The following is a 26,876-nucleotide window of genomic DNA, read 5'->3' on the forward strand; positions in this document are numbered from 1 at the left end:
GGGGGCGGGGCGTGCAGCAGGCAGAGATCATCAGTCCGAAACTGCCTGCGATCAGCGATTTGCCGACGGTTGCGGTTGCCTTCGGCGGCGGCGGCGCGCGCGGGCTTTCCCATATCCACATCATCGAGACGCTGGATGAACTCGGTATCCGCCCGGTGGCGATATCGGGTTCCTCGATGGGCGCGATCATGGGCGCCGGCATGGCGGCCGGCATGTCCGGCGCTGAAATCCGCGAACATGCGCTGGCGACCGTCGGCAACAAGACGGCCGTCATCGCCCGCATCTGGGGCCTGCGGCCGGCGACGGTGCGCGATGCGGTGGCCAAGGGCGTCCGCATCGGCCAGTTCAATCTGGAGCGGATCCTCAAGGCCTTCCTGCCATCCGAGCTGCCGGCCCGTTTCGAGAACCTGCTGGTGCCGATGAAGGTGATCACCACCGATTATTACGGGCAGTGCGAGGTGATCATCGAACAGGGCGAGCTGTTCCCGGCGCTCGCCGCCTCTTCCGCCATTCCCGCCGTCTTCATGCCGGTGCGCCTGCGCGACCGCGTGATGATCGACGGCGGCATCAGCAATCCCGTGCCCTATGAATGCCTGATGGATCTTGCCGACATCGTCATCGGCATCGATGTCGTCGGCGCGCCGGAAGGCGATGGCACCCATATTCCGAACCGCATGGAAAGCATCTTCGGTTCCGGCCAGCTGATGATGCAGACGGCGATCACGCTGAAACTGAAGCTCCGCGCGCCGCATATCTTCCTGCGCCCGACGGTCGGCCGCACCGGCGTCATGGATTTCCTCAAGGCCCGCGAAGTCCTCGCCATGTCCGTCGGCGTCAAGGACGACCTCAAGTTCGCCCTCGACCGCGAGATCGAAGCGCGGCTAAAGCGCTAAAGTGCACTGCACGGGAACCGTTGCTTGTTTCCGGGCGACATCCATGCGCGGTTCAGTGAGCATCGCTTCGGCTATGAGTTCGGCATCGTCATTGTCGATTTCGAAGAGACCAAAGCGCAATCGATAGCCCCAGCCTCCCCGGTCGCTTGTGAAAGACAGCCGGCCGAGCAACGGCCGGATCGGCGTTTCCACGGCCCGCCACCAGGCGACATCGCGCCTCCAGGGGCGGAAACCGGGGTCAACGTCCACCTGATATGCCGCCGTCTCCTCGACCACGCCAATTGCCGTGAACGCCTGCAGGCGATCCTTGCAGCCAAATGTTTCGGTCGGCGAATAATAGATCACCCGGTCGCCAGGCGCGCTTCGCTTAAGCGGTGCGGCCTTGCCATGACAGACCTGCATGAACCCGGCTTCGCGCCCGATGCGGACATGATTTGCTGATGCGACAGCGATCCAGCTGCGGGACATGTTTCAGTCCTCCGCAACGTTGTAGACGCGCAGGCGATGCCCGTCGGGGTCGGCTGCAACAAAGGTGCGGCCGAAATCCAGGTTGGTCGGCGGCAACAGGATGGTCGCGCCCTTGACTTGCCATTCGGCGTGAAGCGTATCGACCTTATCAGCTGTCGCGACCTTGAAACCGACGTCGCAGCCGCCGCCCGCGGCAGCCGGCGCCGGCTTCACGCCCGCTCTGCCCCAGAGTCCCAGGGCCAGACCCGAAGGCAGGATGAACATGGCGAAGGTCGGGCTGAACTCAACTGGATCCTGCCCGAGCAGTTGGCCATAAAAGCCGGCGCTTTTTGGCACGTCGGCTACGAAAAGTAGAATGCTGTTGCTGTCGATCATTGGTGGCCTCCTGGTTGGGTCAGGAGGATCGTCTACAGAGACATGCTGACAGATTCTGGCAGTAGCATTCGCCTCTGCCGCCGTTCAATCCGCTCAAGCTTCGCACGTCCCGGAGTGGATTTATGCGTCCGCCGTCGCATCCGCGGTGCCCGCCAGCAGATCGTCCTCGAAGGGATCGACGGCGCGCTTCGGCTTGACCAGCGGTTCGGGACGGACCGGGTGGGAAAACAGCATGTCGCGCCCGGCCTGCAGCCCTTCGGAAACCTGCAGCGCCAGGCGGGCCTCGTCGCGCTTGCGGATATCCTCGCCGATTTCGTAGGCGTCGACCTCGGAAACGCCGAGCGCCTCCAGCGTCCGCCGCCCGAAGAGCAGGCCGGATTCCAGCGTTTCACGCAGCTCGTAGTCGACGCCCTTGTTGCGCAGTTCGATGGAATGGATGCGGTCGTAGGAGCGCACATAGAGCCTTGTGTGTGGATAATCCGCCTGCACCAGCTCGACCACCTTGTCGGTGACTTCCTTCTTCTGGGTGCAGACGAGCACGATCTTTGCCCGGTCGATGCCGGCCGAGCGCAGCACGTCCTTGCGGGTGCCGTCGCCGAAATAGATGCGGAAGCCGAAGGAGGAGGCCTGGCGGATGCGGTCGGCCGAAAATTCGATGACGGTGACGCTGCGTCCGCCGGCAAGCAGGATCTGGGCGGCGATCTGGCCGAAACGCGAGAAGCCGACCATCAGCACGTCGGCGCCCGCGCCCTCGAAATCCTCGTCCAGCTCCTCCCGTTCGTCGCCGTTGAGCAGCCGCTTCGAAAGCGCCGCCCCGATCGGCGTCAGCGCCATCGACAGCGTGACGATCGCGATCAGCAGCGATGCCGTGCTGGTCGACATCAGTCCGGTCGTACCCGCGGCGGTGAACAACACGAAGCCGAATTCGCCGCCCTGCGGCAGCAGGAAGGCGATGCGGATCGCATCGTCGTGCGGCGAGCCCGAGACCCGGCAGAGCCCGTAGATGATGATCGCCTTGACCGCCATGACGATCGGCACGGCGACGATGACGAAGAGCCCGTTGTCGAAGAGAACGTCGAGCTGCAGCGACAGGCCGACGGCGATGAAGAAGATGGCGAGCAGCACGCCGCGGAACGGCTCGATATCCGCCTCCAGCTCGTGCCGGTAGGAGGATTCGGCCAGCATCACGCCGGAGAGGAAGGCGCCCATCGCCATCGAAAGTCCGGCAAGCTGCATCAGGCTCGCCGATCCCATGACGACGAAGAGGGCCGCGGCGATCATCGCCTCGCGCGCGCCGGTCCGGGCGATGATCTGAAAGAGCGGCGTCAGCAGGTAGCGCCCCGCAACGACCATCGCCGCGACCGCGCCGACGGCGACGGTGAAATCCAGGAGCGGCCCGTTGCTGCCTTTGCCACCGCCGTCGAGAATGGTGATCAGCGCCAAGAGCGGCACGATCGCCAGGTCCTGGAACAGAAGCATCGAGAAGGAACGCTGCCCGTATCGCGTATTGACGTCGCCGTCGCCTTCGAGGATCTGCATGGCAAAGGCCGTCGAAGACAGCGCCAGGCCAAATCCGGCAACGATGCTGCCGCGCCAGTCGAGAACGCCTGAAAGCCACGCCAGCGCGGTCAGCGCCAGCCCGCTCACCACCACCTGCGCCGTGCCGAGGCCGAAAATGTCACGCCGCATCTGCCAGAGGCGCGAGGGTTTCAGCTCCAGTCCGATGATGAAAAGCAGGAAGACGACGCCGAGCTCGGCGACGGCGAGGATCTGTTCGCCATCGGTGATCCCGTGGAAGACAGGGCCGATGACGATGCCGGCGGCGAGATAGCCGAGCACCGTGCCGAGCCCCAGCTTCTTGAAGATCGGCGCGGCGACCACGGCTCCGCCGAGCAGCAGGATCGTTTCGGAAAAAAGGGCATTGGGCGCTGACATGCTGGCAATTTCTTTCAACGGCGGGAAGCGAGCAAGCAGCCCCGATAAAGAATCGGTGGCGGCGGCCTTGATGCTTGGGAGAGTGCACAATAAATGGAAGCCGAAGGAAAGGCCAAATCATGTCCTCTGAAATTGATTCCTCGACACTTCTTTCCCGCGCAAGTCAACTGATCGATCTGGCAAGGAAGGCAGGGGCCGATGCCGCCGACGCCGTCGTCGTCCGGTCGCGCTCGCAATCGGTGAGCGTCCGCCTCGGCAAGGTCGAGGGCACGGAATCTTCCGAAAGCGACGACTTTTCCCTGCGCGTCTTCATCGGCAAGCGCGTCGCCAGCGTTTCGGCCAATCCGGGCTTCGATCTCCAGGCGCTGGCCGAGCGCGCCGTCGCCATGGCCAAGGTTTCGCCGGAAGATCCCTTCGCCTGCCTGGCGGATGAGGCGAGCCTGTCGAAAGCCTATCCCGACCTGCAATTGCTCGACACCACCGAGGTCTCCTCCGAACTGCTGCGCGAGGCGGCTCTTGCCGCCGAAGCCGCAGCCCTTGCGGTCAAGGGCGTCACCAATTCCTCCGGCGCCGGTGCGTCGGCCGGCATGGGCGGCCTCGTTCTTGCCACTTCGCACGGTTTCGAGGGCAGTTACATGGCCTCGCGTTTCGGCCATTCCGTCAGCGTCATCGCCGGCGAAGGCACTGGCATGGAGCGCGACTATGATTACGACAGCCGCCTTTATTACGCCGAGCTCGACGATCCCGCCGAAATCGGCCGTCGGGCCGGCGAGCGGGTGATCAAGCGGATCAATCCGCGTCAGGTGCCGACCGGCAAAGACGTCACCGTCATCTTCGACCCGCGTGTCGCCCGCGGCTTCGTCGGCCATATCGCCGGTGCGATCAATGGTGCTGCCGTCGCCCGCAAATCGAGCTTCCTGCGCGACAGGATGGGTCAGCAGGTGTTGAAGTCAGGCCTGTCGATCACCGACGATCCCTTGATCGTGCGTGGGCCTTCCTCGCGGCCCTTCGACGGCGAGGGCGTGTCCGGCGAGCGGCTTGTCATGATCGAGGACGGCGTGTTGAAACACTGGTTCCTTTCGACCTCCACGGCGCGTGAATTGGGTCTTACGACCAACGGCCGCGGCGTGCGCGGCGGCACATCAGTCTCGCCTTCCTCCAGCAACCTTGCCTTGGAACCCGGCGACATCTCGCCGGAGGAGCTGATCCGCAGCGTCGGCAACGGTTTTTATGTCACCGAATTGATCGGCCACGGTGTCAACATGATCACCGGCGAATACAGCCGCGGCGCCACCGGCTTCTGGATCGAGAACGGCGAACTGACTTTCCCGGTTTCCGAGGTGACGATCGCCTCGAACCTCAAGGACATGTTCATGCGCCTGACGCCGGCAAACGACATCGATCGCAAGTTCGGCGTCGCAGCCCCCACCTTTGCCATCGAAGGCATGACGCTTGCAGGGCGCTAGAGCATGATGCCGAAAACTGTGCGCGGCTTTCGGACGACATCATGCTCTCATGATAGTTCAGAAACGGATTGATCTGATGAGCGACATGGAGAAAGCCCGCTGGCAGAGCGATCTCACGCTGATCGTCGATGCTGCGAAGGAGGCGGGTGCCGTCGCTTTCGGCTTCTTCAACCAGTCTCCGGAAGTCTGGTGGAAGAATGACGACCGCTCGCCCGTCAGCGCCGCCGATTTCGCCGCCAACAAGACGCTCGAGACCATTCTGCGCAAGGCCCGGCCGGATTATGGCTGGCTGTCTGAGGAAACCGACGACGATGCCGACCGTCTCTCACGCGAGACCTTGTTCATCATCGATCCGATCGACGGCACGCGCGCCTTCCTCGGCGGCCAGAAGGTCTGGTGCGTCAGCGTCGCGGTGGTTCATCGCGGCCGGCCGGTTGCCGGCGTGCTCTATGCCCCGGCGCTCGAAGAGCTCTATGAGGCGGTCGAGGGCGGCGTGGCGCTGAAGAACGGCGTGCCCTTCACCGTCTCTGTCGCCGGCCCGGAGGAAATGAGCCGTCTTGCGATCGGCGAAGACTTGCTGAAGACCTTGCCGCCGGAATTCCAGGAGCGGGTGACGCGCGAGAGATACATCCCTTCGCTGGCCTATCGCATTGCCATGGTGGCGGACGGTCGTCTCGAAGGCACCTTCGTCAAGGGCAATTCACATGATTGGGACCTTGCCGCCGCCGATCTGATCCTCGCCTGCGCCGGCGGCGGTCTCGTCGATCTCGAAGGCCGGGCGGTCGTCTACAACAGCGTCGAAGTCACCCACAAGGTCCTTTGTGCGGGTCCGGCGCCCCGCCTCGGCGAATTCCTCGCGGCCTTTGCAGGACGACGAGACAGTTGACGTTTCCGTCAAAATCCCGCAGATGGGATGGCGGAGGAGAATAGGCAGAAAGAGAAGAAAAAATGACTGAATCCGGTGACAAGAAGCAGCTTTTGCATCTCGTTTTTGGCGGCGAACTGGAAAGCCTCGATGACGTCCAGTTCCGTGATCTGAAGGGTCTCGATATCGTCGGCATTTTCCCGGATTATGCCACGGCGCTGACGGCCTGGAAGTCGAAGGCGCAGCAGACGGTCGACAATGCGCATATGCGCTACTTCATCGTCCACATGCATCGTTTGCTCGATCCGCAGGAAAAGGCCAAGGGCAACTGACCTCGGCCACGAAGCTGAGTCAGGGACCTCGGCCAGGAGCTTCGGCCGGGCACCTCGGGATGTGCCGCCGGCGCGGCCGCTCGTCGAGCGGGCTTTCGTGCATCGGGCGCCGTCGATCCGGATTGGTCGATCCGGATTGTTTGACGCATTCTGAACAAATTGATCGGCCATTGCGGCCGCAACGATAATTAGGGAATGGGTGTGATGTCGATCGGTTTTGATCGGAGGCTGGCGCAATGAGCTCCCGGATGGCGCGGTTCGGTCTGAGCGCATACCGTCTGGCGGGAACCGTGGCCTCTCCGGTCGTCGGCCTCTATATCACCTACCGCACCGCCAAGGGTAAGGAAGACCGGGCGCGCCGCCTGGAGCGCTTCGGTTATCCGAGCGCCAACCGGCCGCAGGGTCCGCTCGTCTGGTTCCATGCCGCAAGTGTCGGGGAAACCAACGCCGTCATCCCGCTGATCCGTGAAATCCGCCGCCGCGATATCCACGTCATCCTGACGACCGGCACCATCACCTCCGCCAAGCTCGCCGCCGAGCGCCTCGGCCAGGAGGCGATCCATCAATATGTGCCGCTCGACCTGAAACCCTCCGTCAGCCGCTTCCTCGATTATTGGCAGCCCGACTGCGCCATCATCGCCGAATCCGAGATCTGGCCGGCAACAGTGCTGGAGCTTGGCCGCCGCCGCATTCCGCAGATCCTGATCAATGCCCGCATGTCGGATCGCTCCTTTGCCCGCTGGCGCCGCCGCCCGGCGATCGCCGAAGCCTTGTTCGAGAATCTTGCCCTCGTCATTGCCCAGTCGGATGTCGATGCCGAACGTTTTCGCGATCTCGGCGCTGTCCCGGTCATCACCTCGGGCAATCTGAAGGTCGATACCGACGCACCGCCTTATGACAGCGCCGTCCTGGCCCGCTATAAGAAGCAGATCGGCGACCGCAAGACATGGGCGGCGATCTCGACCTTCGACGGCGAGGAGAATGCCGCCGCCATCGTTCATCGGGCGCTCAAGGAGCGTGATCATCAATTGACGATCATCGTGCCGCGTCATCCCGAGCGCAGCGACGAGATCGAGGCGGCTCTGGTCAAGCAGGGGCTGAAGGTCGCCCGCCGCACCCGCGACGACGTTTTGTCCGCCGATGTCGATATCTTCCTCGGCGATACGATCGGCGAAATGGGCCTCTATTTGCGACTGACGGAAATCGCTTTCGTCGGCCGCTCGCTCTTTGCCGAAGGCGGCCAGAATCCGCTGGAGCCTGCCATGCTCGGCTGCGCCATTCTTTCCGGCGGCCATGTGCAGAACTTCCGCGATGCCTATCAGAAGCTTGCCCGCAGCGGCAGCGCCCGCATGGTGCGCGATACCGAAATGCTGGCCAAGGGCGTGCACTACCTGCTGATCAACGACGAAGCCCGCCGCAATATGATCGAGGCCGGCATCACCGCCGTGCACGAGATGCGCGGTGCGCTGACGGCGACAGTGAAGGGGCTGGAGCCCTATATCAACCCGTTGACGGTGAAGGCGCGGCTGCTGCCCAAGGCCGTGGCCCAGCTCTGAGGAACGAAGATGTCGGCAGCCGCCCCCATCAAAGGCATTCTTTTCGACAAGGACGGCACGCTGCTCGACTATGACGAGAGCTGGCTGCCGGTAAACCGCGAGCTGGCTCGCATCGCCGCCGAAGGGGATCCGCTTCTCGCCGACCGGCTGCTTGCCGCCTGCGGCATGGATCCGGTGACCGGTCATATCGTTCCCGACAGCCTGCTTGCCGCCGGCAATACCCGCCAGATCGCCGAGGGCCTCGTTGCCGCCGGCTCGATGGTCGATGTCGGCGAACTGACGGTGCGCCTCGACGCGCTCTTTTCCAGCGCCGCCGAATTTTCCGTGCCGGTAACCGACCTTGCCGGCTTCTTTTCCCGGCTGCATCGGCGCGGCTTCAAGCTCGGCGTCGCCTCCAGCGACAATGAGCGGTCAATCCGCCAGACGGCGGAGCGCTTCGGTTTTGCCCGCTATATCGACTACGTCGCCGGCTATGACAGCGGTTTCGGCGTCAAGCCGGAGCCGGGCATGGTGCTCGGCTTCTGCGCCGCGACCGGTCTTTCGCCTGAAGAGGTCGCCATGGTCGGCGACAACAATCACGATCTGCACATGGGCCTGAATGCCGGGACGGGGCTGAGGATCGCGGTGCTGACCGGCACCGGTTCGCGGGATTCGCTTGCCGCCGCCGCCCATCACGTGCTCGACGATATCACCGCCATCGAGACGCTTTTGCCGGACCTGCAGCCGGCCTGACCGGTAAGGGCTTGCATTTTTTCAGGTTTTGGCTTCTCAATCCAGCCGATCGAAAAGCAGGGGACCGGCTGCGGCTGGAGCAATTCCAGCAAAAGTGCACAGTGGTTTTGCCGGGAAAAGCGCGCAGCGACTTTCCCAGGAATGGCGTGAGAACAAGGCCGGCAGGGGAGCGGGACGGCAAGATGATATCCGAAGCGCCGCCGTTCTGGTGGAGGAAAGCCGATTGGCGAGCCTGGCTGCTGCTGCCGCTTTCTTTTCTCTATGGCCGCATCGCCGGCCACCGCATGGCCCATGCGCGCCGCGCCTCTGTTCCAGTTCCGGTCATCTGCGTCGGCAATTTCACCGTCGGCGGCGCCGGCAAGACGCCGACGGCGCTGACGATCGCCCGTGCCGCCAAGGCGAAGGGGCTGAAGCCCGGTTTTCTCAGCAGGGGTTACGGCGGTTCGCTCGATGTAACCACCGTCGTCGATCCCGATCATCACCGGGCGGTTGCCGTCGGCGACGAGCCGTTGCTGCTTGCCCAGGAGGCGCTGACGGTGATTTCCCGAAGGCGTGTCGAGGGTGCTGCGCGCCTGGTGGCGGAGGGCGCCGATCTCATCATCATGGATGACGGGTTCCAGAGTGCCCGGCTGGCGATCGACTATGCCCTGCTAGTCATCGATGCGACCCGCGGCCTCGGCAACGGCCATATCGTGCCGGGCGGCCCGGTGCGCGCGCCGATCCGCCAGCAGCTGCGTCATGCGACGGCGCTGCTGAAGGTCGGCGGAGGCAATGCGGCCGACAGGATCGTCCGCATGGCGGCGCGGGCGGCAAAGCCCTATTTCACCGCATCGCTGAAAGTGCGGGGCGACAATACGCTCGCCGGCACGAAGGTGCTCGCCTTCGCCGGCATCGCCGATCCTTCGAAATTCTTCCGCACAGTGGAATCACGCGGCGCCGAAATCACGGTCGCCAAATCCTTCGGCGACCACGAGCACCTGACCGAGGAAGAGATCGACGACATCCTGACGACCGCCGAGCACCAGGGCCTTCTGATCGTCACCACCTCCAAGGATTTCGTCCGCCTCTCCGGCCATCCTGGCAAGGCAGCCCGGCTCGCCGAAAAGAGCCGGGTGATCGAGGTCGACATGGTGTTCGACGATCACCTCGCGCCCAGTCTCATCATCGACCGGGCGATCATTGCCTGTCGCGAGCGGCGCCTGCGGGAAATGAAGCCTGCCAGCCAGGGCAATCCAGGAAAAGCTGAGCCGCAGTTTTAAAGTGATAGAGGGCTTAACGCCGTTGGTTCGGCAGCACGCCGGCGCGTTTGTCGGCATCGATGGCCGAGATCACGTCGGCATAGGGCTCCTGCCGGGCGACGCTCCAGTAGCGCAACTCGTCGAGCGGGATCTGTTTCCCCGTCATCGCGCAGACGACATAGGAGCCGGGCGAGAGAATCTGGAAATCGCCATCGAGATACCGGATCTTCGCCTCGCGGTTTCCGTGCCCTTCGAACAAATTCATGCGCTCCGTTCCCTGCAGTCTGTCATTAGAGCATGTCGCACAAAAGTGTGCCGCGGTTTTGCGATCACGACATGCGGAACACCAAAGATCTAAAGCGTGGCAAGCGAATCTGAAAGATTCGCGACACGCTTTAGTCTGCCATACTCTCGAAAGGGCTGCTTTTCCAGCTTTTTTAGCTTCTGCCGAAAAGCCGCTCGATATCGCTGAGCTTCAATTCGATATAGGTCGGCCGGCCGTGATTGCACTGGCCGGAGCCGGGCGTCACTTCCATTTCCCGCAGCAGCGCGTTCATTTCCTCCGGCCGCAGCCGCCGTCCGGAGCGCACCGATCCGTGGCAGGCCATGGTCGCCGCCACATATTCGAGCTTGGCCGACAGGCCCGACGCCGTATCCCATTCGGCAATCTCATCGGCAAGCTGGCGGATCAGGCCATGCGCATCGACCTCGCCGAGCATCGCCGGCGTCTCGCGCACGGCGATCGCCCCGGGGCCGAAACGCTCGATCGCCAGGCCGAGTTCGGAAAGCTCCGCCGCATGCTGCATCAGCCGGTCGCAATCCTCTTCCGGAATGTCGATGATCTCGGGGATCAGCAGCACCTGCGAAGCGAGCCGCTTCGAATGCAGCGCCTTGCGCATCGCCTCGAAGACCAGCCGCTCGTGCGCGGCATGCTGGTCGACGATCACCAGCCCGTCCTCGGTCTGGGCGACGATGTAATTTGCGTGGATCTGCGCCCGCGCCGCGCCGAGCGGATAGCGCGCGGTTGCTTCGGGGGCGGCCGGCTGCGGCGAAAACTGCGGCTCGGCCCGCGCCGTCGGCATCGACAGCCCGTCGAAGGACGCCTGCGGCCGTTCGCTGAGACCCGTTGCCGGCTGATGCGGCCGGAAGGGCGAGGTCTCGGCCGACCATGGCGCCTGCGGCCGCTGCGCCTGCGGCTGGAAGCCGGGGCGGATGGAGCGCAGCATGTCGGTCGCCCCGGTCGTTGCCGCCCGACTGCCGTCGCGGGCCAAGGCCTCACGGATGGCGCCGACGATCAGGCCGCGCACCAGGCCCGGGTCGCGGAACCGCACGTCGGATTTTGCCGGATGCACGTTGACGTCGACGAGAGCGGGATCGAGCGTGATCGACAGCACCGCCACCGGATGGCGTCCGGAAGGGATCGTCTCGGCATAGGCGCCGCGGATCGCCGAGAGGATCAGCTTATCCTGCACCGGCCGACCATTGACGAAGGCGTACTGATGGGCGGAGTTGCCGCGATTGAAGGTCGGCACGCCGGCAAAACCGGTGAGCGAGATCTCCTCGCGCACGGCGTCGAGCGCAATGGCGTTGTCGCGGAATTCCTTGCCGAGCACCTGCGCCATGCGCGCCAGGTGATCGTCGCCGGTCGCCGGAAATTCCAGCGTCGTGCGGTCCGAGCCCGACAGCACGAAGCGTACGGCGGGAAAGGCGATCGCCATGCGCTTGACGATCTCGGTGATGGCGCCGGCCTCGGCCTTCTCCGTCTTCAGGAATTTGAGCCGGGCCGGTGTGGCGAAGAACAGGTCGCGCACTTCGACGATCGTGCCGGGATTGGCGGCGGCCGGCCTGATATGCGCGATTTTGCCGCCGGCGACAGCGATCTCGTGGCCGCCGGCGCTGTCGCGCCTGCGGCTGGCGATGCTAAGCCTGGCGACAGAGCCGATCGAGGGCAGCGCCTCGCCGCGGAAGCCGAGTGTGCGGATGTCCTCGAGCGTCTCCGATATCTTCGAGGTGCAGTGGCGCCTGACCGCCAGTTCCAGATCGGCCGCGTCCATGCCCGAGCCGTTGTCGCTGACGCGCAGCAGCGCCTTGCCGCCGCCTGATGTGGCGATCTCGATGCGGGTCGCGCCCGCGTCGAGCGCGTTTTCGATCAGTTCCTTGGCAGCGCTCGCCGGCCGTTCGATGACTTCGCCGGCGGCAATCTGGTTGATGAGCGTTTCGGAGAGCTGTCTGATGGCCATGGGCTATTTTCGGGGATTCGCGGGCTGGAGGGAAGGGGTTGGCGCAAGCTTTCCCTAGGCGTGATCGGGGCCTCCCTCAAGATCGGGGGCGCCGCTGCATAATTTCATCCTCAAATCGGAACCGATCTAAGGATGAAATTATGCAGCAGTTCAAAGTGTTACAGCGTCCTCTGCGCGGCTGGAAAAGACGCGCGGCGCTGTATTGTTAAGCCGGTTTTAACATAAAAATGGCATTTCTATTCATATACCTCCGGAAGCTGCGAAATCGAACAGATGTGGGACGCAATAGCATGAGTGCCGGCTTCGAAAAGGCGGACACATCATCAGAAATCGATGGGACCTCCGTCGAGGCCGATCTGCAGACGGCGCTATTCGATGTGGTGTGCGACAGCCTTTCCGCAGCTTTCATCATCTACGACAAAAACGACCATCTGATCTTTGCAAGCCGCCAGACGCTGGAGTTCTTCCCGCTACCGCCGGAGATGCTGAAGCCGGGCACCCGGCTTCGCGATTTCCTCGGGGCGATGTATGACACCGGCATTCGTCAGCAATATGCTGCGAAGCAGGGCGGCTCGCTCAGCCGCGAGGACTGGCTGTCGCAGAAAATCGCCTCGCATTGGCGCGAGCGCTTCGAATCCGTCGAGCGCCATGGCGCCGACAGCTGGGTCCGCTTCGTCAAGCGCAGGCTGCCGGGCGGTTACGGCGTTACCATCATCTCCGACATTTCCGAGGACAAGAAGCGCGAGGAGCAATGGCGTTCGGATCTGGAGCGCGTACAGCTGACCGAGGACATTCTCGACAATCTGCCGTTCCCGCTCTTCGTCAAGGACCGCAATCTCACCTATGTGGCCGTCAATCTCGCCTTCTGCGAAAAATATCAGACGACCGCCGACGAGGTGCTCGGGCGCAAGAGTGGCGATCTCTTCTCACCGGAGATCGCCAAGCGCTTTGAGGAAAGCGATCGTCATGTGCTGGAGACCGGCGAAATGTCGGTCTCGCGCCAACGACAGATCTCCCGCGACGGCATCGAGCGCGACATCGTCAGCCGCAAGCACCGTATCGGCAAGCCCGGCCGCTATTTCCTGGTGTCGACCACGCAGGACCTGCCGCGCGACGGCGCCGATCTCGACGAGTTCGGCCGGGCCTCGGCGATCACCACGTCAAGCAATCAAAGCTATCGCCGGGCCTATGTGCCGGTGCCGAGCGCCGTCGAGCGCCGCGAACCGGCGGCAATGGAAGCGATCGTTCCGGAGAATTTCTCGGGCCGCAAGGTCCTCGTCGTCACGGCCGACCTCGCCGCCGAGACCGCTGCGCTGCGGACCCTGTCGAAATACGGCTTCGAATCCTGCTCGGTCCGCGGCGAGGACGAAGAGGAGCACTTCCTGGAAATCGCCACCTCCTCCGGCATCTCGCTCGATCTCCTGATCATCGACAATCAGATGGGCATGCGCTGCCTCGAACTCGCCGAGCAATACGGCATCCCGGCGCTGGTCATGGACGGTTTCCAGATCGCCAACGAGCTCACCTTCCAGATCGCCCGCCATTTCAATCGCAACAGCCGCAGTGCTGCCGGTTCGGATACGGATTGGGAAATCAGCATCTCCGACGACGTGGTCGGCCTGCAGGTTCTCGTGGCCGAGGACAATGATATCAACCAGATCGTTTTTTCGCAGATCCTCGAAGGCCTGGGCTACAGCCATATGATCGCGGCGACCGGCGACGAGGTCGTGCGGATGTGGGCCGAACACCGGCCGCAGATCGTGCTGATGGATATTTCCCTGCCGGGCTTCAACGGCTTCGAGGCAGCGCGTCTCATCCGGCAGATGGAGGAAACCGGCGGCGGAGCCCGCACCCCGATCATCGGCGTGCTCACCCAAGCCTTCGAGCGCGACCGCGCCGAATGCGTCAAATCAGGCATGGACGACGTCATCATGAAACCCGTCAGCCCCGACATGCTGGAGACCGTATTTCAGAAGTACCTGATGGATGAGGCCGTGCGGGCGCGAGGCTAGGCGGAGAGACCCGTCAATTCCCTAAATTTTGGGGCGGTTCAGGCGGCAGAAGCCGATGATTTACTATCGAATTGTTAAGACATGCCGGTCATTCTTTGCATGGCTCCGGAGGAAAGCTCGGGTTTGGATGATAAAATCGGCGGACATAGCCTTCTTGACCGTCGGTCAGAACGAGCTTCAGGCGATGGCCTATACCGATCCGCTGACCGGATTGGGAAACCGCAATCGCATGCGCGACAAGGTCTTGCAGATCTCTTCCGAGCGTGCCAGCGACCCGGCCCCCTTCACCATCGGCATCGCCAATCTCGACAGTTTCAAACCGATCAACGATCTCTTCGGCTCGGCAGCCGGCGATGAAATCCTTTGCCAGGTCGCCCACCGCCTCAAGGCTTGTATTCCCGATGGTGCATTGGTCACCCGTCATGATGGTGACGAATTCGCTTTCGTGCTGCCGCTGATTTTCGAGCGGGCGAGTGCCGAGAAATTCGGTCAGATGATCCGCGAGGTTCTGTCGGCTCCCTATGACCTCGGCGACCGCAATGTCCGCCTCTCCGCTTCCCTCGGCTTCTCCATCTATCCCTTCGCCGGAGAGGATTGCGATGAACTGCTGAAGAGCGCCGAAACCGCCCTCTACCGTTCCAAGCGCCGCGGTCGCGGCCAGATCACCGTCTACTCGCGCGAGATCGCCCAGGAGATGAAGCGCGCGACGCAGCTGGAGCAGGCGCTCAGAAACGCCATCATCTCCGATGCGATCGATGTGCATTTCCAGCCGATCGTCTCGCTGTCCAACAACCAGGTCGTCGGTTTCGAGGCGCTCGCCCGCTGGAACGATCCCGATCTCGGCTTCGTCCCGCCCGGCGTCTTCGTGCCGCTCGCCGAAGAGCGCGGCTTCATCGACGCGCTGTCGGAAGCACTGCTGCGCAAAGCCGCCGAAGCCGCCCTTTCCTGGCCACGCGACCTCTTCCTGTCGTTCAATCTCTCCTCGGCCCAGCTGATGGATCCGGGCACCAGCGGCAGCATCTTGTCGATCCTCGGCCGCGTCGGCTTCGATCCCCATCGCCTGGAGCTGGAGATCACCGAGACCGCGGTGATGAGCTCGGCCGATACCGCCCACCGCATCATCGCCGATCTGCGCGCCGCCGGCGTGCGCATCTCGCTCGACGATTTCGGCACCGGCCAGTCGAGCCTCGGGCGCCTGCGCGACTTCATCTTCGACAAGATCAAGATCGACCGGGCCTTCGTCTCACGCATCAATTCCGACCGCGCCTCCGAACATATCATCAAGGCGATCCTGACCATGTGCGAGGGTCTGGAGCTGGAGGTCGTGGCGGAAGGGATCGAGGATTATGCCGAGGCGGTGAAGCTGCGCACGCTCGGCTGCGGCATGGGCCAGGGCTATCACTTCGGCCGTCCGGCTGACGGTATCGCCACGCTGCGCTTCCTGCACGAGAACTATTACGATCCGACCATGGCGGAGCGGGTCAGCGCATAAAGCGATGGCGCCCCTAGGAGCGCCATCGCCTACGCTATACTACCGCGCGTGGTTTAGTTGACCCCGGTCTACTTGGCCGTGGTCGAGCCTGTCGACGTGGCGTCGGTCGGCAGGGCGGTACCGGTGGCCGGTGCCTTTTCAGCCGACTGCATGGCCAGCGTCTTGAACTCAGGTGCGGCCTTCAGCGATTCAGCCGTTTCGCTTGTCGTCAGTTTGACGCTGCCGTCCTGGGTATTCTGGGCGACGGTGATCTTGTCCATCGGCACGGCGACGTTCTTTTCGCCGATACCGAGGAAGCCGCCGACGCCAACGATCGCGGCAACCAAGCCGCCATCCTTCTTCATGATCAGGTCGTTGACGCTGCCGATACTTTCATTGTTGCCGTTATAGACCGACTGGCCGATATAAGTATTGGCGCTGATCTGATCCGGAGCCTGTTCGGTGATATAGCCGGCCTGAGCCGTGTCTGTCGTCGCGGCCGGGGCGGGAGCCTGTGCGGCATCGCCTGCGGGCTTGGTGACGTCAGGAGTGATCGGCGGCTTCGGGGCTGCCGGATCGGCAGGCGCCGCTTGGGTCGGAGCGGCGGGGTCCGCCGGCTGCGGGGCCGTCTGTGAGAATGCCGCCGGTGCGAAAGCCGTGGCAAACAGCGCGCCAGCGGCAACGGTCGTCAAGAGTTTGCGTGTCATTTCGAACCTACCTTCAGTTCCCTAGAGTGATCGCTGACCCGGCAATGTCTGTGTGATTGCCGCGCCGGTTCGAAGGGAAAATGACTGGTGGGCCGATTGGTTCCGGTTGAAAACACGGAAAATTTCTCGATTCTCACGGAACATTTATCGAAGAACTGCTGCAAAAACGAGAAAAGGCGCCCCGGTCGGGAGCGCCTCTGGAGGTCGTTGGCAAAGCCGGATTCAGATCACATAGACCGGATCGAACGCGCCTTTGACCTCGATGCCGAGTTCCAGAAGCGCGCCGGCGCTCGGCTGGGCCGAACGGGCATTTTCATCCAGCCCTTCCCAGGCGGTGGTGACCGCCAGCCGATCGGCATTGACGCCGATGAAGGCGGGGCAGGAGGGCTGGACGGCAGGAACCTTGTAGCGGGAGATGCGCAGGCCATCGGGATTGTAGCGGTCGACGACCCCCGCACCCCAGCGTGCATTCCAGATATAACCATCGGCATCGACCACCGAGCCGTCGATGTCGCCGGGCTCGTTCATGCTGTCGACGAGCACGATCGGTTCGCCCGAGGGCAGGCCGGTCTGCGGATCGACCATGACCCGCATCAGCCGGTTGATGCGGGAATCCGTATAATAGCCGACCGTGCCGTCCGGCGAGAAGCAGATCGAATTCGGGATGCTGATGCCGTTGAAGATCTTCGTCACCTTGCCGCTCGCGACATGATAGATGGCGCCGGCCTGGTTTTCCGCCCGCTTGCTCATCGTGCCGATCCAGAGTGCACCGGAAGGATGGGTGCGGCCGTCGTTCGAACGGTTTTCCGGCCTGTCGTTTTCGAGCGCGGCGTAGAAGGTGAGGTTGCCGCTCGCCACGTCGCGCACGAAAAGCCCTTCCTCCGTCGCGATCAGCTGCCGTCCGGCGTCGATGCGGGCAAGTACGCTCGCCATCACAGGCAGCGGATGCACCTTTTTCGCGCCTGTCGAAAGATTGAGCTCATGCAGTTCCTTGCCCAGGATGTTGAACCACCAGACGGTATTGCTGTCCGGATCATAGGTCGGGCCTTCGCCGAGGACGGAATTGGTGTTGCAAAGGGTTTTGCCCTCGAACTCATAAATATCGGTCATACGCTCACGCTCCCAATGGCTGCATCATAGGCGTAAATGGTCGCCTTGGCGCGCTCGGCAACCTCTGACGCGGTCATTCCGGGTTTGTAGATGCTGGTGCCGAGGCCGAAGGCGAAGATGCCGGCCTTGGTATAATCGCCGAAGTTCTTGTCCGATACGCCGCCGACGGCGGCAATCGTGAGTTCCGGCGGCAGGATGGCCCGGATCGCCGTGATGCCGGAAGGACCAAGCACGCTTGCCGGAAAGAATTTGAGACCGGTGGCGCCGGCGCGTGCTGCCGCCAGCGCCTCGGTCGGGGTAAAGACACCCGGCATCGTCACCATGCCGTATCCGCGCGCCCGGATGATTACCTCAGGCTCGACATTCGGCGTGACGAGCAGTTTGCCGCCGGCAGCATGCAGGCTGTCGACCGCCTCGACCGTCAGCACAGTGCCGGCGCCGATCAGCACGTCTGCCGGCGCCATCTTCGCGGCGATCTCGATGGATTTGAACGGTTCGGGCGAGTTGAGCGGGATCTCGATCGCCGTCAGGCCGTTTTCGATCAAGGCGCCGACGACGCTTTCGGTCTCTTCAGGCCTGATACCGCGAAGGATGGCGATCAGCGGACGCTTCATGTCGGGGAAGGGGATACGGGTCATTGTGTCAGCTTTCTCAATTCGGCCAGATGGCTTCGGCGGCAGCCGAAAGCCCGCGGCGCACGGCGGCGTCGGCGTCGATGGCGGTGAAGGCAAGGGAGAGGGTTTTGAAAGCCTGTTCATAGAGCGCCTGCAGGCGCCCGGAGGCAACGAGGGTGATGTCTGAGTTGGCCGCATCCTGCAGTGCCCCGGCGATTTCGAGGCCGATCAGCGTGCCGGAAAGCCGGGCTTGCGCGGCAGCGGCGGAAATGCCGTGCAGGAGCTGGCCCGAGCGGGCCGTGAACAGCAGGTTGGAGGCAAGGGCCGGGCGCGCGAAAGCCGCCGAGACCGCCGCCTCGAAGGCCGCCGCGTCCGCCGGCTGCTCTTCCGCCCCCGCAACCGCATGCGACAGGATCGTGTGTTTGCTGATGACGTCGAAAAGCTCGCCGGTCATGAAGGTCGAAAAGCCGGTAACTTTGCCGTCCGTCACATGCACCCATTTCGAATGCGTGCCGGGCATGCAGACCGCCTGCGCTCCGGAGCTTGCGCGGCCGAGCGCGCCGAGCAGCTGGGTTTCCTCGCCGCGCATGACGTCGGGTGTGGCGATATCCCGCTGGGCAAGGCCCGGCAGGATGCGGATGTCGCGGCTTTCGCCGGGCACGGAGACCGCCCCGGTGAGGATCGAGGCGAGCGGCGCCGGCACGTCGATATAACCGGCCTCGACCCAGCCTTGCCTGGCGCCGGCCATGCCGCAGACGATCACCGGCAGGTTTGCCGGCGCTTCGATGGCAGCGAGATGGCTGGCAAGCACGGTGGAAAAGCCGGTCTTTGCGGCGCTCGTCATCCCTTCGCCGCTGCGGCGTTCGGCAAGCACGGTGCCGTCCCGGTCGATCAGCCAGAGCCGGAAGCTGCTGGTGCCCCAGTCCACCGCGACATAAGCGGGATTTGCCATTACAGAACGCCTCCATCGACAATCAGGGACTGGGCGGTCATCGCCGCCGCGCAGTCGGATGCAAGAAACAGGCAGGGGCCGACGATCGCATCGGGCTTGAGGGCGACTTTCAGGCACTGGTCCTCGACCGAACTCGCAATGCTCTCCTCGGTCAGCCAGAGCTGCATCTGCCGCTCGGTGACGACCATGCCGGGCAGGATGCAGTTGACGCGGATATTCTCCGGCCCGAGCCTGCCCGCCATGCTCTTCGTCAGCCCGACGACCGCAGCCTTGGCCGCCGCATAGGCGGGAAAGCCGCCCATGTTCAGCTTGAAGGCGATCGACGACATATTGATGATCGCCCCGCCGCCGGCCGTCCGCATCGACGGCACGACTGCCTGCGAGGTAAAGAACACATGCCTGAGGTTGACCGCCTGGTTGTTGTCCCAATAGGCTTCGGTCACCGCGTCGAATTCATGGCGGTCGTCCCAGGCGGCATTGTTGACCAGCACGCGGATCGGTCCGGACCGCGCAACGACGGTATCGACCGTGCGCCGGATCGCCTCGATGTCGCGCAGGTCGGCATGGTGAAAGGAAACCGGATGCGCCGTCTCGCGCGACAGCCTTTCGGCGAGCGCGCGGCCTGCGGTCTCGGCGATATCGATGAACGACACCTTGGCGCCCTGGCGCGCGAAACCTTCGACGATCGCAGCGCCGATGCCCGATCCGCCGCCGGTCACGAGCACGGCTCGGTCCTTGAACTCGGGAAATTGTGCTGTTGGCATCATGGTCACTGTCATCGTCAGCGGCGCCTCCCGATCTTATCGCTATTCCATTATCTGGAACTTAATTTGACTATATGGAATTATCGAATTACACTGGCCTTTCTGTCAAGGGTGAGTGAGGCGATGAATTCAAACGGCGACGGGCCAGCACAGTCACGCGAAACCGGCACGCTCGGCAAACTGATGGTTCTGCTCGATCTCGTCACCCATGCCGATGCGCCGCTGCGTTTCACCGATATCCTGGCTCTTGCCGGCCAGCCGCGCGGCACGCTGCATCGCCAACTGAGTCACCTGGTGGAGGAAGGCCTGCTCGAACTCGATGGCGACGGCCGTTATGCGCCGGGCCTGCGCCTGCTCGATTTCGCCGCGCGCAGCTGGGCGCGCAACGAATTTCGCCTGATTGCCGAGCCGCACCTCGCCGATCTGCAGCAGGCGACCGGCGAGACGGTGCATCTCGGCGTTCTGAGAGGCCAGTCGATCATCTATCTCGACAAGGTCGAAGGCCGGCAGCCGGTGCGCATGTATTCGCAGATCGGCAATGCCTCGCCCTGTTATTGCACCGGCGTCGGCAAGGCGGCCCTGTCGCTGCTCCCGGCCGAGAGCCTCGGCGATCTCGTCGCCGGCCTGAGCTTCACCAGCTTTACCGCCTCGACCCATGTCTCGGCCGAAACGCTGCTGGAAGAAATCCGCGAAATTGCCGATCAGGGCTTTGCCTTCGACCGTGAGGAGCACGAGGCCGGCATCCGTTGCGTTGCCGCACCCGTCTGGTCGGAGGATCGGACTTTTATTGGGGGCGTTTCGATCACCGGCCCGGCCTATCGCCTGTCGATGGAACTTCTGCGCCAATGGGCCGTTCCGGTTCAGCTGGCAGCTGGGAGGATCATGGAAGGCATGCGCGTCCGTCTGGGGCCGCGCCGCTGACGGAAAAAATCGCAGTCCGCCCGCCGCTGGACGCGATTGCAGAGCATGCTTATGGTGAGTGCGATATTGAGATTTGCTGGCGAATCACCACAACTAGAACGGTCAGCGAAATCTACAACCATTCAACGGCCGAACGCTAAACGCCAAAGCCGATCCCATGTGATCCCAAGCGATCATCATTCCCTATGCAATCGAAACACCCATGGCGGGCAGGTTTCGCAAACGGTTTGCCGGCCGCTGTGCCGAAGATGAAGAAATGTGATGGCACCCTTGTCGCAAGCATCCCCGGAAGAAGACGATCATGTTCAGGAAATAGCCGGACTGAAGACCCAGTTCGATATTTTCCGTTACATGAAGCGTGTGACCGAAGCCTATCGCAGCCGGGCCTTCATGGTTCTCAACCTGCCGCCCGTCACTTCCTTCGATCTTCAGGGCAGCACGGTCATCACCAGTTGGCCGGCCGAGCTTCTGGCGCTTTACGACCAGGAAGGCCTGATGGTGAACAGCCCGGTTCTGAGGCGCTTGAGAACATCGGCGCGACCCTTCTTCTACGACATGTCGCGCCAGAACTTGTCGCGGGACGACGGCAAGTCCATCCTCGTCGTCTCCCTGTTCGAGCGTTTCAAGATGATGCGCGGTGCCTATTTTCCGACGCATGAGCCCTCCGGCCTGCGCGGCGCCGTCTCTTTCGCCGGCGACCGCGAACCCTTCAGCCCGGCCGAGATGCGCGAACTCTGCTATATCGCCATCCATGTCTTCGACAGGCTCGCCGAGATCCGCAACCTCGATACGCGCATCACCGACACGCTGACCGACCGCGAGATCGATTGCCTCAACTGGACGGCGGCCGGCAAGACCAGCGCCGAAATCGCCGAAATCCTCACGCTCTCCGAGCACACGGTCAATCACTACCTCAACCGCGCCACCAAGAAGCTCGACACTGTTAATCGCACCCAGGCGGTCGCCAAGGCGCTGCGCATCGGCCTGATCAAATAAGTTGCAAAAAACAACCACGTGCTTTCGCAGCCGCCCAGCGCTTAGGCATATCTATCCCGTTGAGCGCCTGCCGCAGGCGCTTTGGCGCTGCTTTTCGCCGATTTTGGATCTGGCACGCTTTCTGCTTCTCTTTTGTCAAAGGTCCAGAGGGGACTGAGCCAGCGCCAGGAAATGGCGCGGCCGACACACCGCTGCCCGACGCCGATGCCGCTTTCTCCCGGCCCTTCGGTGTCGGCGGCGGTTGTTGCGTTTTGGCACCGCTTCTTTCGCAGCTGCTGGTGACCTGGCCTGTCTTCGGCATTTTTTGCTGGCCTTTTTTCCGGCTTGCTCTAGTTCGCCCCGCATTGCGCCGGTTCTCGGGGAGACCGTTGCGGCCATCAGGGCGAAAGCCCGGCGGACTTGATGGCCGCAACGGATTGACAATTCTCCGGCGCGCCGGCCATCGATTGTCCTCCCGATGATTTTGTTTGGCGAAGGCCTCCGTCTCCACTATCTCTACTGCATGATGTCAGCCTTAAATCGGCATGGATTTAGGCTGACATCATGCAATTCAAAGTGCGACAGCGTTCCTTGCGCGTCTTGAAAGACGTGCGGCGCTGCCGTCTGCAAGAAGCAGCAATGAGGGTGGAATGACCGACGTCACCAAGGAACAGGTTCTCGAAACGCTGAAGACCGTGCGCGGACCGGATCTCGAGCACGATATTGTCGAGCTCGGCATGGTCTCCGACGTCTTCATCTCCGACGGCAAGGTTTATTTCTCCATCACCGTTCCGGCCGATCGCGCCCAGGAGCTGGAGCCGATGCGGCTCGCCGCCGAGCGCGTCATCAAGGAAATGCCCGGCGTCAAGGGCGCCCTCGTCGCCCTGACCGCGGACAAGAAGGCGGCCACCGCTGCTCCCGCTGCCCGCCCTGCGCCCAACCCGCCGCACGGTCATGCTGGCCACGATCACCATGCGCATGCGCCGCAACAGCCGCCGCGCGCCGGCAAGATCGGTGTGCCGGGCATCGGCGCCATCATCGCCGTCGCCTCGGGCAAGGGTGGGGTCGGCAAGTCGACCACCGCCGTCAACCTGGCGCTCGGGCTGCTGGCCAACGGTCTTCGCGTCGGCATTCTCGATGCCGATATCTATGGTCCCTCGATGCCGCGGCTCTTGAAGATATCCGGCCGCCCGACACAGATCGACGGCCGCATCATCAATCCGATGGAGAATTATGGCCTCAAGGTCATGTCGATGGGCTTCCTCGTCGACGAGGAGACGGCGATGATCTGGCGCGGGCCGATGGTCCAGTCGGCGCTGCTGCAGATGCTGCGTGAAGTCGCCTGGGGTGAGCTCGACGTGCTCGTCGTCGACATGCCGCCCGGCACCGGCGACGCGCAGCTGACCATGGCCCAGCAGGTGCCGCTTGCCGGCGCCGTCATCGTCTCGACGCCGCAGGATCTCGCGCTGATCGATGCCCGCAAGGGCCTCAACATGTTCCGCAAGGTCGAAGTGCCGGTGCTCGGCATCGTCGAGAATATGAGCTATTTTATCGCCCCGGACACCGGCACCCGCTACGACATCTTCGGCCATGGCGGCGCCCGCAAGGAGGCCGAACGCATCGGCGTGCCCTTCCTCGGTGAAGTGCCGTTGACCATGAACATCCGCGAGACCTCCGACGCCGGCACGCCGCTCGTCGCCTCCGAGCCGAACGGCGTCGTCGCCGGCATCTATCGCGGCATCGCCGCCAAGGTCTGGGAGCAGCTCGGCGGCCAGCCGCAGCGCCCGGCGCCGGCGATCGTCTTCGAATAATGCATTGCATGATTTAAATTCGATGCGATGCGCTTTCGGGTGCCGAATCACCGTCGCGAATACCCCAAATTGTGGGTGAAACGTGGTGAAAAGCCGCGCTTCACGGAAGATGTCTTGATTATTTCATGGCTTTGCTTCATATGCCGCGGCGCCATGATGGCGTTTGCTGCAGATGCTCAATGACGGCCGTCTTCATTCCGAAGGATGTGGCCCGCCTGCGAGTTCGGAGTTGTCTTGTCGATCGAAGGATTGGTAACTGCGATGCGGTGGAGCACAATGCGCATGCCGGCCTTTGAGGTCGGATGCAGCCGGAGTCGTATGAACTTTCTTGATCCGCTTCCGCTTCGACCGAGGACAAGCGACCGTCGCGCTGCCGCGCTGGCGATCGCATGGAAAGGCTTTCGATGAAAAGTGCATTGGCCGCGAAGCGCCGTGAGCATCGGAGAGGCTGCCGGTGATCACCGCTTACTGTTCCAATTGCAGGTCGGTCGAGATCCGCGATCTGTCGCATGCCGCATCCTTTCCCGAGGATGTCGTGTGGATCGACATGATCGAGCCGACCCGCGACGAGGAGCTCTATGTCGAGAAGATTCTCGGCATCGAGGTCCCGACCCGCGACGATCTCAAGGATATCGAGCCTTCCGCCCGGCTCTATGTCGAAAACGACGCCGTTTTCATGACCGCTTCGCTGCTCTGGAAGGCTGATACCGACGCGCCGACGCTGACCGATGTCGCCTTCATCCTGGCCGGAAACCGCCTGGTCACCATCCGTTATGCCCATCCCAAATCCTTTGCGCTGTTCATTGCCGCACTTCACCGGCTGCCGGAAAACTGGCGCAGTGGCGCTGCCCTTCTCGCCAAGCTGCTGGAGACGATCGTCGACCGCACCGCCGAGATCCTCGAGATCTCCGTCTCGCGCATCGACATCCTGTCGATGCATGTCTTCGGTGATCGGGCAAGGAAGGTGCGCAAACCTTCGAACTATCTCGAGGAGAAGCTCAGGGATATCGCCGGCCATCACCGGATGATCAGCAAGGTGCGCGACAGCCTCGGTTCGCTGTCCCGCCTGCTGACCTTCTTTCACACGATCCCGGCAATCCAGCAGGATCGCGAGACAAAGGAGCTCTGCCGCACCGTTTCGCGCGATATCCAGTCGCTGTCGGAGCATGCTTCCTTCGTCGCCGCCAACATCACTTTCCTGCTCGACGCCTCGCTCGGGCTGATCAACATCGAGCAGAACTCGATCATCAAGATTTTCTCGATTGCCTCGGTGGTGTTCTTGCCGCCGACATTGGTCGCCTCCATCTATGGCATGAATTTTCAGGTCATGCCGGAGCTGACCTGGGTCGCGGGTTATCCCTATTCGCTGGCCCTGATGGTGATCTCAGCCGTCATCCCCTTTTTCTTTTTCCGCTGGAAAGGCTGGCTCTGAGGAGCCTGTTGCAACTTCATGTCCGAAGAGAGCCATCCGAACGAATCCCATATGACGCCGCGAAAGCTGTTCTATCTGGCGCTGGGTTCCGTCGGCGTCGTCTACGGCGATATCGGCACCAGTCCGCTCTATGCCTTTCGTGAGGCGCTGAAGCCGGTGGCCCATGACGGCGTCACCCGTTTCGAGGTCATCAGCCTGATTTCGCTGATGATCTGGGCGCTGACGATCATCGTCACCATCAAATATGTGCTCTTCCTGCTGCGCGCCGACAATGACGGCGAGGGCGGCACGCTGTCGCTGCTCGCCCTTCTGATGAAGACCGCCAACGGCCATACCGCCATCCTGATGCTGCTCGGCCTGATGGGGGCTGCCCTCTTCCTCGGCGATGCGATGATCACGCCGGCTCTATCCGTGCTGTCGGCCGTCGAGGGTCTGAAGCTCGTCACCCCCAGCCTTGCGGAATATATCGTGCCGATCTCGGTGGTGATCCTGGCGCTGCTCTTCGTCGTGCAATCGCGCGGCACCGGCGCCGTTGCCAGGTTCTTCGGGCCGATCACCGCCGTCTGGTTCCTCGTCATGGCTGCCGCCGGCATTTCCCATATCTCGGACGATTACGGCATCCTTGCCGCCTTCAATCCCTATTATGCCGTCAGCTTCCTGCTGCATGAGGGCTTCTACGGCGTCGTCGTGCTCGGCGCCGTCTTCCTGACGGTGACGGGCGCCGAGGCGCTCTATGCCGATCTCGGCCATTTCGGCCGCCGCCCGATCCAGTGGGCCTGGTTCCTGCTGGTCTTCCCGGCGCTGACGCTGAATTATCTCGGGCAGGGGGCGCTCGTTCTCGGCAATCCGGCGACGATGTCCGATCCCTTCTACCTGATGTACCCGAAATGGGCGCTGTTGCCGGTCGTCATCCTGGCGACCGCCGCGACGATCATCGCCAGCCAGGCGGTCATCACAGGCGCTTTCTCGATGGTGCGCCAGGGCATCAACCTCGGCTTTCTGCCGCGCATGGAAATTCTCTTCACCTCGGAAACCAATACCGGGCAGATCTTCGTGCCTTCGGTCAATGCCGTGCTGTTCTTCGGCGTCATCTTCCTGGTCCTGAGTTTCAAGACGTCGGACGCGCTGGCGACCGCCTACGGCATCTCCGTTACCGGCGCCATGGTCGTGACCTCGATCATGGCCTTCGAATTCGTCCGCGCCCGCTGGAACTGGTCGCTGCCGGTTGCGGTGATCGCGCTCGCGCCGCTGGTCGTGCTCGAATTGATCTTCCTCGGCGCCAACCTCTTGAAGATCCATGACGGCGGCTACATCCCGATCATGATCGCCACCGCCTTTACCGTCGTCATGTGGACCTGGCGCCGCGGCACCGCGATCCTGATGGAAAAGACCCGCCACACCGATATCCCGCTTGCCTCCTTCGTCAGCTCGATCGAGCGCAAGAGCGAACATTCGCCGGCCCAGGTGCCGGGCACCGCGATCTTCCTGACCAGCGATCCGGAATCAGCCCCCGCCGCCCTGCTGCACAATCTCAAGCACAATCATGTGCTTCACGACCGCAACGTCATCCTGACGATCCGCACGGTCAACAAGCCGCGTGTGCCGAGCCAGGACCGCTATAAGGTCGAGCAGATTTCTCCGCGCTTCTCCCGCGTCGAACTGCTCTTCGGCTTCATGGAATCGCAGAACGTCTCGCAGGCCCTGGCGACGCTGCGCAAGACCGGACTGAAGTTTGACATCATGTCGACCTCCTTCTATCTCGGCCGCCGCAAGCTGGTGCCGGACGCCAAGTCGGGCATGCCCTACTGGCAGGACCGGCTCTACATCGCGCTCGCCAATGCCGCCGCCAACCCCTCGGACTACTTCCGCCTGCCGGCCAACCGCGTGGTGGAACTGGGCTCGCACGTCATTATTTGACACGGGGGGGCAAAGACCCCGCCCCACGAGGGGGGAGGGGCTTAACCTGTTGCTCCGCCTCTCCCAAAACTCCAGCTCGGCAAACGACGA

Annotated in this window: 24 protein-coding genes; 14 read left to right on the forward strand and 10 right to left on the reverse strand. The window is 62.9% G+C overall.

The window, feature by feature from the left end; all coding sequences use genetic code 11:
• Nucleotides 1-11 precede the first annotated feature (11 nt).
• Entirely contained in the window at nt 12-893 is an 882-nt protein-coding gene (locus FHX10_RS24775) for a patatin-like phospholipase family protein (protein ID WP_047613802.1), read from the forward strand.
• Here the strand turns inward: FHX10_RS24775 and FHX10_RS24780 are convergent.
• From FHX10_RS24780 to FHX10_RS24790, 3 genes are all read right to left on the reverse strand, one after another.
• Nucleotides 882-1,361: an EVE domain-containing protein gene (locus tag FHX10_RS24780; protein ID WP_047613804.1), complete on the reverse strand. Its 480-nt coding sequence runs from the start codon at nt 1,359-1,361 to the stop codon at nt 882-884. The genes FHX10_RS24775 and FHX10_RS24780 overlap by 12 nt on opposite strands.
• Before the next feature lie 3 nt (nt 1,362-1,364).
• Complete coding sequence (locus FHX10_RS24785; protein ID WP_097595298.1) at nt 1,365-1,736, reverse strand: VOC family protein; 372 nt, start codon at nt 1,734-1,736, stop codon at nt 1,365-1,367.
• A 120-nt stretch (nt 1,737-1,856) separates the two neighbouring features.
• Complete coding sequence (locus FHX10_RS24790; protein ID WP_168332570.1) at nt 1,857-3,671, reverse strand: monovalent cation:proton antiporter-2 (CPA2) family protein; 1,815 nt, start codon at nt 3,669-3,671, stop codon at nt 1,857-1,859.
• A 119-nt stretch (nt 3,672-3,790) separates the two neighbouring features.
• On the opposite strand from FHX10_RS24790, the gene FHX10_RS24795 reads away from it, so the two are divergent.
• The 6 genes from FHX10_RS24795 to lpxK all read left to right on the forward strand — a co-directional run bounded on the left by FHX10_RS24795 (nt 3,791) and on the right by lpxK (nt 9,881).
• Complete coding sequence (locus FHX10_RS24795; RefSeq protein ID WP_063476416.1) at nt 3,791-5,137, forward strand: TldD/PmbA family protein; 1,347 nt, start codon at nt 3,791-3,793, stop codon at nt 5,135-5,137.
• Between the two features lie 76 nt (nt 5,138-5,213).
• The gene (locus FHX10_RS24800; protein WP_184390456.1) at nt 5,214-6,023 is read left to right on the forward strand and encodes a 3'(2'),5'-bisphosphate nucleotidase CysQ; all 810 of its coding nucleotides are present in this window, start codon (nt 5,214-5,216) and stop codon (nt 6,021-6,023) included.
• A 62-nt stretch (nt 6,024-6,085) separates the two neighbouring features.
• On the forward strand, nt 6,086-6,334 hold the full coding sequence (locus tag FHX10_RS24805; protein WP_047613812.1) for a DUF4170 domain-containing protein: 249 nt from the start codon (nt 6,086-6,088) through the stop codon (nt 6,332-6,334).
• Nucleotides 6,335-6,570: 236 nt separating this feature from the next.
• The gene (waaA, locus tag FHX10_RS24810; protein ID WP_047613814.1) at nt 6,571-7,890 is read left to right on the forward strand and encodes a lipid IV(A) 3-deoxy-D-manno-octulosonic acid transferase; all 1,320 of its coding nucleotides are present in this window, start codon (nt 6,571-6,573) and stop codon (nt 7,888-7,890) included.
• Between the two features lie 9 nt (nt 7,891-7,899).
• The gene (locus FHX10_RS24815; protein WP_047613816.1) at nt 7,900-8,622 is read left to right on the forward strand and encodes an HAD family hydrolase; all 723 of its coding nucleotides are present in this window, start codon (nt 7,900-7,902) and stop codon (nt 8,620-8,622) included.
• Nucleotides 8,623-8,804: 182 nt separating this feature from the next.
• Nucleotides 8,805-9,881, forward strand: a complete 1,077-nt coding sequence (gene lpxK / locus FHX10_RS24820; protein WP_184390459.1) for a tetraacyldisaccharide 4'-kinase — start codon at nt 8,805-8,807, stop codon at nt 9,879-9,881.
• Nucleotides 9,882-9,894: 13 nt separating this feature from the next.
• Here lpxK and FHX10_RS24825 read toward each other — a convergent pair whose 3' ends face one another.
• Nucleotides 9,895-10,125, reverse strand: a complete 231-nt coding sequence (locus tag FHX10_RS24825; RefSeq protein WP_003545832.1) for a DUF2093 domain-containing protein — start codon at nt 10,123-10,125, stop codon at nt 9,895-9,897.
• 172 nt (nt 10,126-10,297) lie between these two features.
• Entirely contained in the window at nt 10,298-12,100 is a 1,803-nt protein-coding gene (gene mutL / locus FHX10_RS24830) for a DNA mismatch repair endonuclease MutL (RefSeq protein WP_184390462.1), read from the reverse strand.
• Between the two features lie 290 nt (nt 12,101-12,390).
• Here mutL and FHX10_RS24835 point away from each other — a divergent pair, with 290 nt between their 5' ends.
• Together FHX10_RS24835 and FHX10_RS24840 are read left to right on the forward strand one after the other, a co-directional pair.
• Entirely contained in the window at nt 12,391-14,112 is a 1,722-nt protein-coding gene (locus FHX10_RS24835) for a response regulator (protein WP_184390465.1), read from the forward strand.
• A 127-nt stretch (nt 14,113-14,239) separates the two neighbouring features.
• Nucleotides 14,240-15,604, forward strand: coding sequence for a bifunctional diguanylate cyclase/phosphodiesterase (locus tag FHX10_RS24840; protein WP_184390468.1), 1,365 nt, complete (start codon nt 14,240-14,242; stop codon nt 15,602-15,604).
• 68 nt (nt 15,605-15,672) lie between these two features.
• On the opposite strand, the gene FHX10_RS24845 is transcribed toward FHX10_RS24840, so the two are convergent.
• From FHX10_RS24845 to FHX10_RS24865, 5 genes are all read right to left on the reverse strand, one after another.
• Complete coding sequence (locus FHX10_RS24845; protein WP_063476423.1) at nt 15,673-16,290, reverse strand: PRC-barrel domain-containing protein; 618 nt, start codon at nt 16,288-16,290, stop codon at nt 15,673-15,675.
• 222 nt (nt 16,291-16,512) lie between these two features.
• A complete protein-coding gene (locus FHX10_RS24850; protein WP_097542864.1) occupies nt 16,513-17,400 on the reverse strand; it encodes an SMP-30/gluconolactonase/LRE family protein in 888 nt (295 codons plus the stop codon).
• Entirely contained in the window at nt 17,397-18,038 is a 642-nt protein-coding gene (locus FHX10_RS24855) for a 2-dehydro-3-deoxy-6-phosphogalactonate aldolase (protein WP_028757735.1), read from the reverse strand. The genes FHX10_RS24850 and FHX10_RS24855 overlap by 4 nt, the downstream gene beginning before the upstream one ends.
• A 13-nt stretch (nt 18,039-18,051) precedes the next feature.
• Nucleotides 18,052-18,966 (reverse strand): 2-dehydro-3-deoxygalactonokinase, encoded by a 915-nt coding sequence (locus tag FHX10_RS24860; protein ID WP_097595291.1) that lies wholly within the window; start codon nt 18,964-18,966, stop codon nt 18,052-18,054.
• On the reverse strand, nt 18,966-19,733 hold the full coding sequence (locus tag FHX10_RS24865; RefSeq protein ID WP_179869504.1) for an SDR family NAD(P)-dependent oxidoreductase: 768 nt from the start codon (nt 19,731-19,733) through the stop codon (nt 18,966-18,968). Before FHX10_RS24865 ends, FHX10_RS24860 begins: the two co-directional genes overlap by 1 nt.
• Before the next feature lie 120 nt (nt 19,734-19,853).
• Here FHX10_RS24865 and FHX10_RS24870 point away from each other — a divergent pair, with 120 nt between their 5' ends.
• The 5 genes from FHX10_RS24870 (at nt 19,854) to FHX10_RS24890 (ending at nt 26,786) form a co-directional block, all read left to right on the forward strand.
• Nucleotides 19,854-20,651 (forward strand): IclR family transcriptional regulator, encoded by a 798-nt coding sequence (locus FHX10_RS24870; RefSeq protein ID WP_097595290.1) that lies wholly within the window; start codon nt 19,854-19,856, stop codon nt 20,649-20,651.
• Between the two features lie 261 nt (nt 20,652-20,912).
• The gene (locus FHX10_RS24875) at nt 20,913-21,647 is read left to right on the forward strand and encodes a LuxR family transcriptional regulator (RefSeq protein ID WP_028756720.1); all 735 of its coding nucleotides are present in this window, start codon (nt 20,913-20,915) and stop codon (nt 21,645-21,647) included.
• A gap of 629 nt (nt 21,648-22,276) precedes the next feature.
• A complete protein-coding gene (locus FHX10_RS24880) occupies nt 22,277-23,437 on the forward strand; it encodes an Mrp/NBP35 family ATP-binding protein (RefSeq protein ID WP_028756719.1) in 1,161 nt (386 codons plus the stop codon).
• Nucleotides 23,438-23,891: 454 nt separating this feature from the next.
• Nucleotides 23,892-24,869, forward strand: coding sequence for a magnesium transporter CorA family protein (locus FHX10_RS24885; RefSeq protein WP_028756718.1), 978 nt, complete (start codon nt 23,892-23,894; stop codon nt 24,867-24,869).
• A gap of 18 nt (nt 24,870-24,887) precedes the next feature.
• A complete protein-coding gene (locus FHX10_RS24890) occupies nt 24,888-26,786 on the forward strand; it encodes a potassium transporter Kup (protein ID WP_028756717.1) in 1,899 nt (632 codons plus the stop codon).
• The last annotated feature ends 90 nt before the right edge of the window (nt 26,787-26,876 follow it).

This window comes from Rhizobium sp. BK591, assembly GCF_014195045.1.
GTDB lineage: Bacteria > Pseudomonadota > Alphaproteobacteria > Rhizobiales > Rhizobiaceae > Rhizobium > Rhizobium anhuiense.

Excerpts from the sequence above, each read along its gene's own strand:
- FHX10_RS24780 (WP_047613804.1), bottom strand. The coding sequence starts at position 1,361 with ATGTCCCGCAGCTGGATCGCTGTCGCATCAGCAAATCATGTCCGCATC.
- FHX10_RS24785 (WP_097595298.1), bottom strand. The coding sequence starts at position 1,736 with ATGATCGACAGCAACAGCATTCTACTTTTCGTAGCCGACGTGCCAAAA.
- FHX10_RS24790 (WP_168332570.1), bottom strand. The coding sequence starts at position 3,671 with ATGTCAGCGCCCAATGCCCTTTTTTCCGAAACGATCCTGCTGCTCGGC.
- FHX10_RS24795 (WP_063476416.1), top strand. The coding sequence starts at position 3,791 with ATGTCCTCTGAAATTGATTCCTCGACACTTCTTTCCCGCGCAAGTCAA.
- FHX10_RS24800 (WP_184390456.1), top strand. The coding sequence starts at position 5,214 with ATGAGCGACATGGAGAAAGCCCGCTGGCAGAGCGATCTCACGCTGATC.
- FHX10_RS24805 (WP_047613812.1), top strand. The coding sequence starts at position 6,086 with ATGACTGAATCCGGTGACAAGAAGCAGCTTTTGCATCTCGTTTTTGGC.
- waaA (WP_047613814.1), top strand. The coding sequence starts at position 6,571 with ATGAGCTCCCGGATGGCGCGGTTCGGTCTGAGCGCATACCGTCTGGCG.
- FHX10_RS24815 (WP_047613816.1), top strand. The coding sequence starts at position 7,900 with ATGTCGGCAGCCGCCCCCATCAAAGGCATTCTTTTCGACAAGGACGGC.
- lpxK (WP_184390459.1), top strand. The coding sequence starts at position 8,805 with ATGATATCCGAAGCGCCGCCGTTCTGGTGGAGGAAAGCCGATTGGCGA.
- FHX10_RS24825 (WP_003545832.1), bottom strand. The coding sequence starts at position 10,125 with ATGAATTTGTTCGAAGGGCACGGAAACCGCGAGGCGAAGATCCGGTAT.
- mutL (WP_184390462.1), bottom strand. The coding sequence starts at position 12,100 with ATGGCCATCAGACAGCTCTCCGAAACGCTCATCAACCAGATTGCCGCC.
- FHX10_RS24835 (WP_184390465.1), top strand. The coding sequence starts at position 12,391 with ATGAGTGCCGGCTTCGAAAAGGCGGACACATCATCAGAAATCGATGGG.
- FHX10_RS24840 (WP_184390468.1), top strand. The coding sequence starts at position 14,240 with ATGATAAAATCGGCGGACATAGCCTTCTTGACCGTCGGTCAGAACGAG.
- FHX10_RS24845 (WP_063476423.1), bottom strand. The coding sequence starts at position 16,290 with ATGACACGCAAACTCTTGACGACCGTTGCCGCTGGCGCGCTGTTTGCC.
- FHX10_RS24850 (WP_097542864.1), bottom strand. The coding sequence starts at position 17,400 with ATGACCGATATTTATGAGTTCGAGGGCAAAACCCTTTGCAACACCAAT.
- FHX10_RS24855 (WP_028757735.1), bottom strand. The coding sequence starts at position 18,038 with ATGACCCGTATCCCCTTCCCCGACATGAAGCGTCCGCTGATCGCCATC.
- FHX10_RS24860 (WP_097595291.1), bottom strand. The coding sequence starts at position 18,966 with ATGGCAAATCCCGCTTATGTCGCGGTGGACTGGGGCACCAGCAGCTTC.
- FHX10_RS24865 (WP_179869504.1), bottom strand. The coding sequence starts at position 19,733 with ATGATGCCAACAGCACAATTTCCCGAGTTCAAGGACCGAGCCGTGCTC.
- FHX10_RS24870 (WP_097595290.1), top strand. The coding sequence starts at position 19,854 with ATGAATTCAAACGGCGACGGGCCAGCACAGTCACGCGAAACCGGCACG.
- FHX10_RS24875 (WP_028756720.1), top strand. The coding sequence starts at position 20,913 with ATGGCACCCTTGTCGCAAGCATCCCCGGAAGAAGACGATCATGTTCAG.
- FHX10_RS24880 (WP_028756719.1), top strand. The coding sequence starts at position 22,277 with ATGACCGACGTCACCAAGGAACAGGTTCTCGAAACGCTGAAGACCGTG.
- FHX10_RS24890 (WP_028756717.1), top strand. The coding sequence starts at position 24,888 with ATGTCCGAAGAGAGCCATCCGAACGAATCCCATATGACGCCGCGAAAG.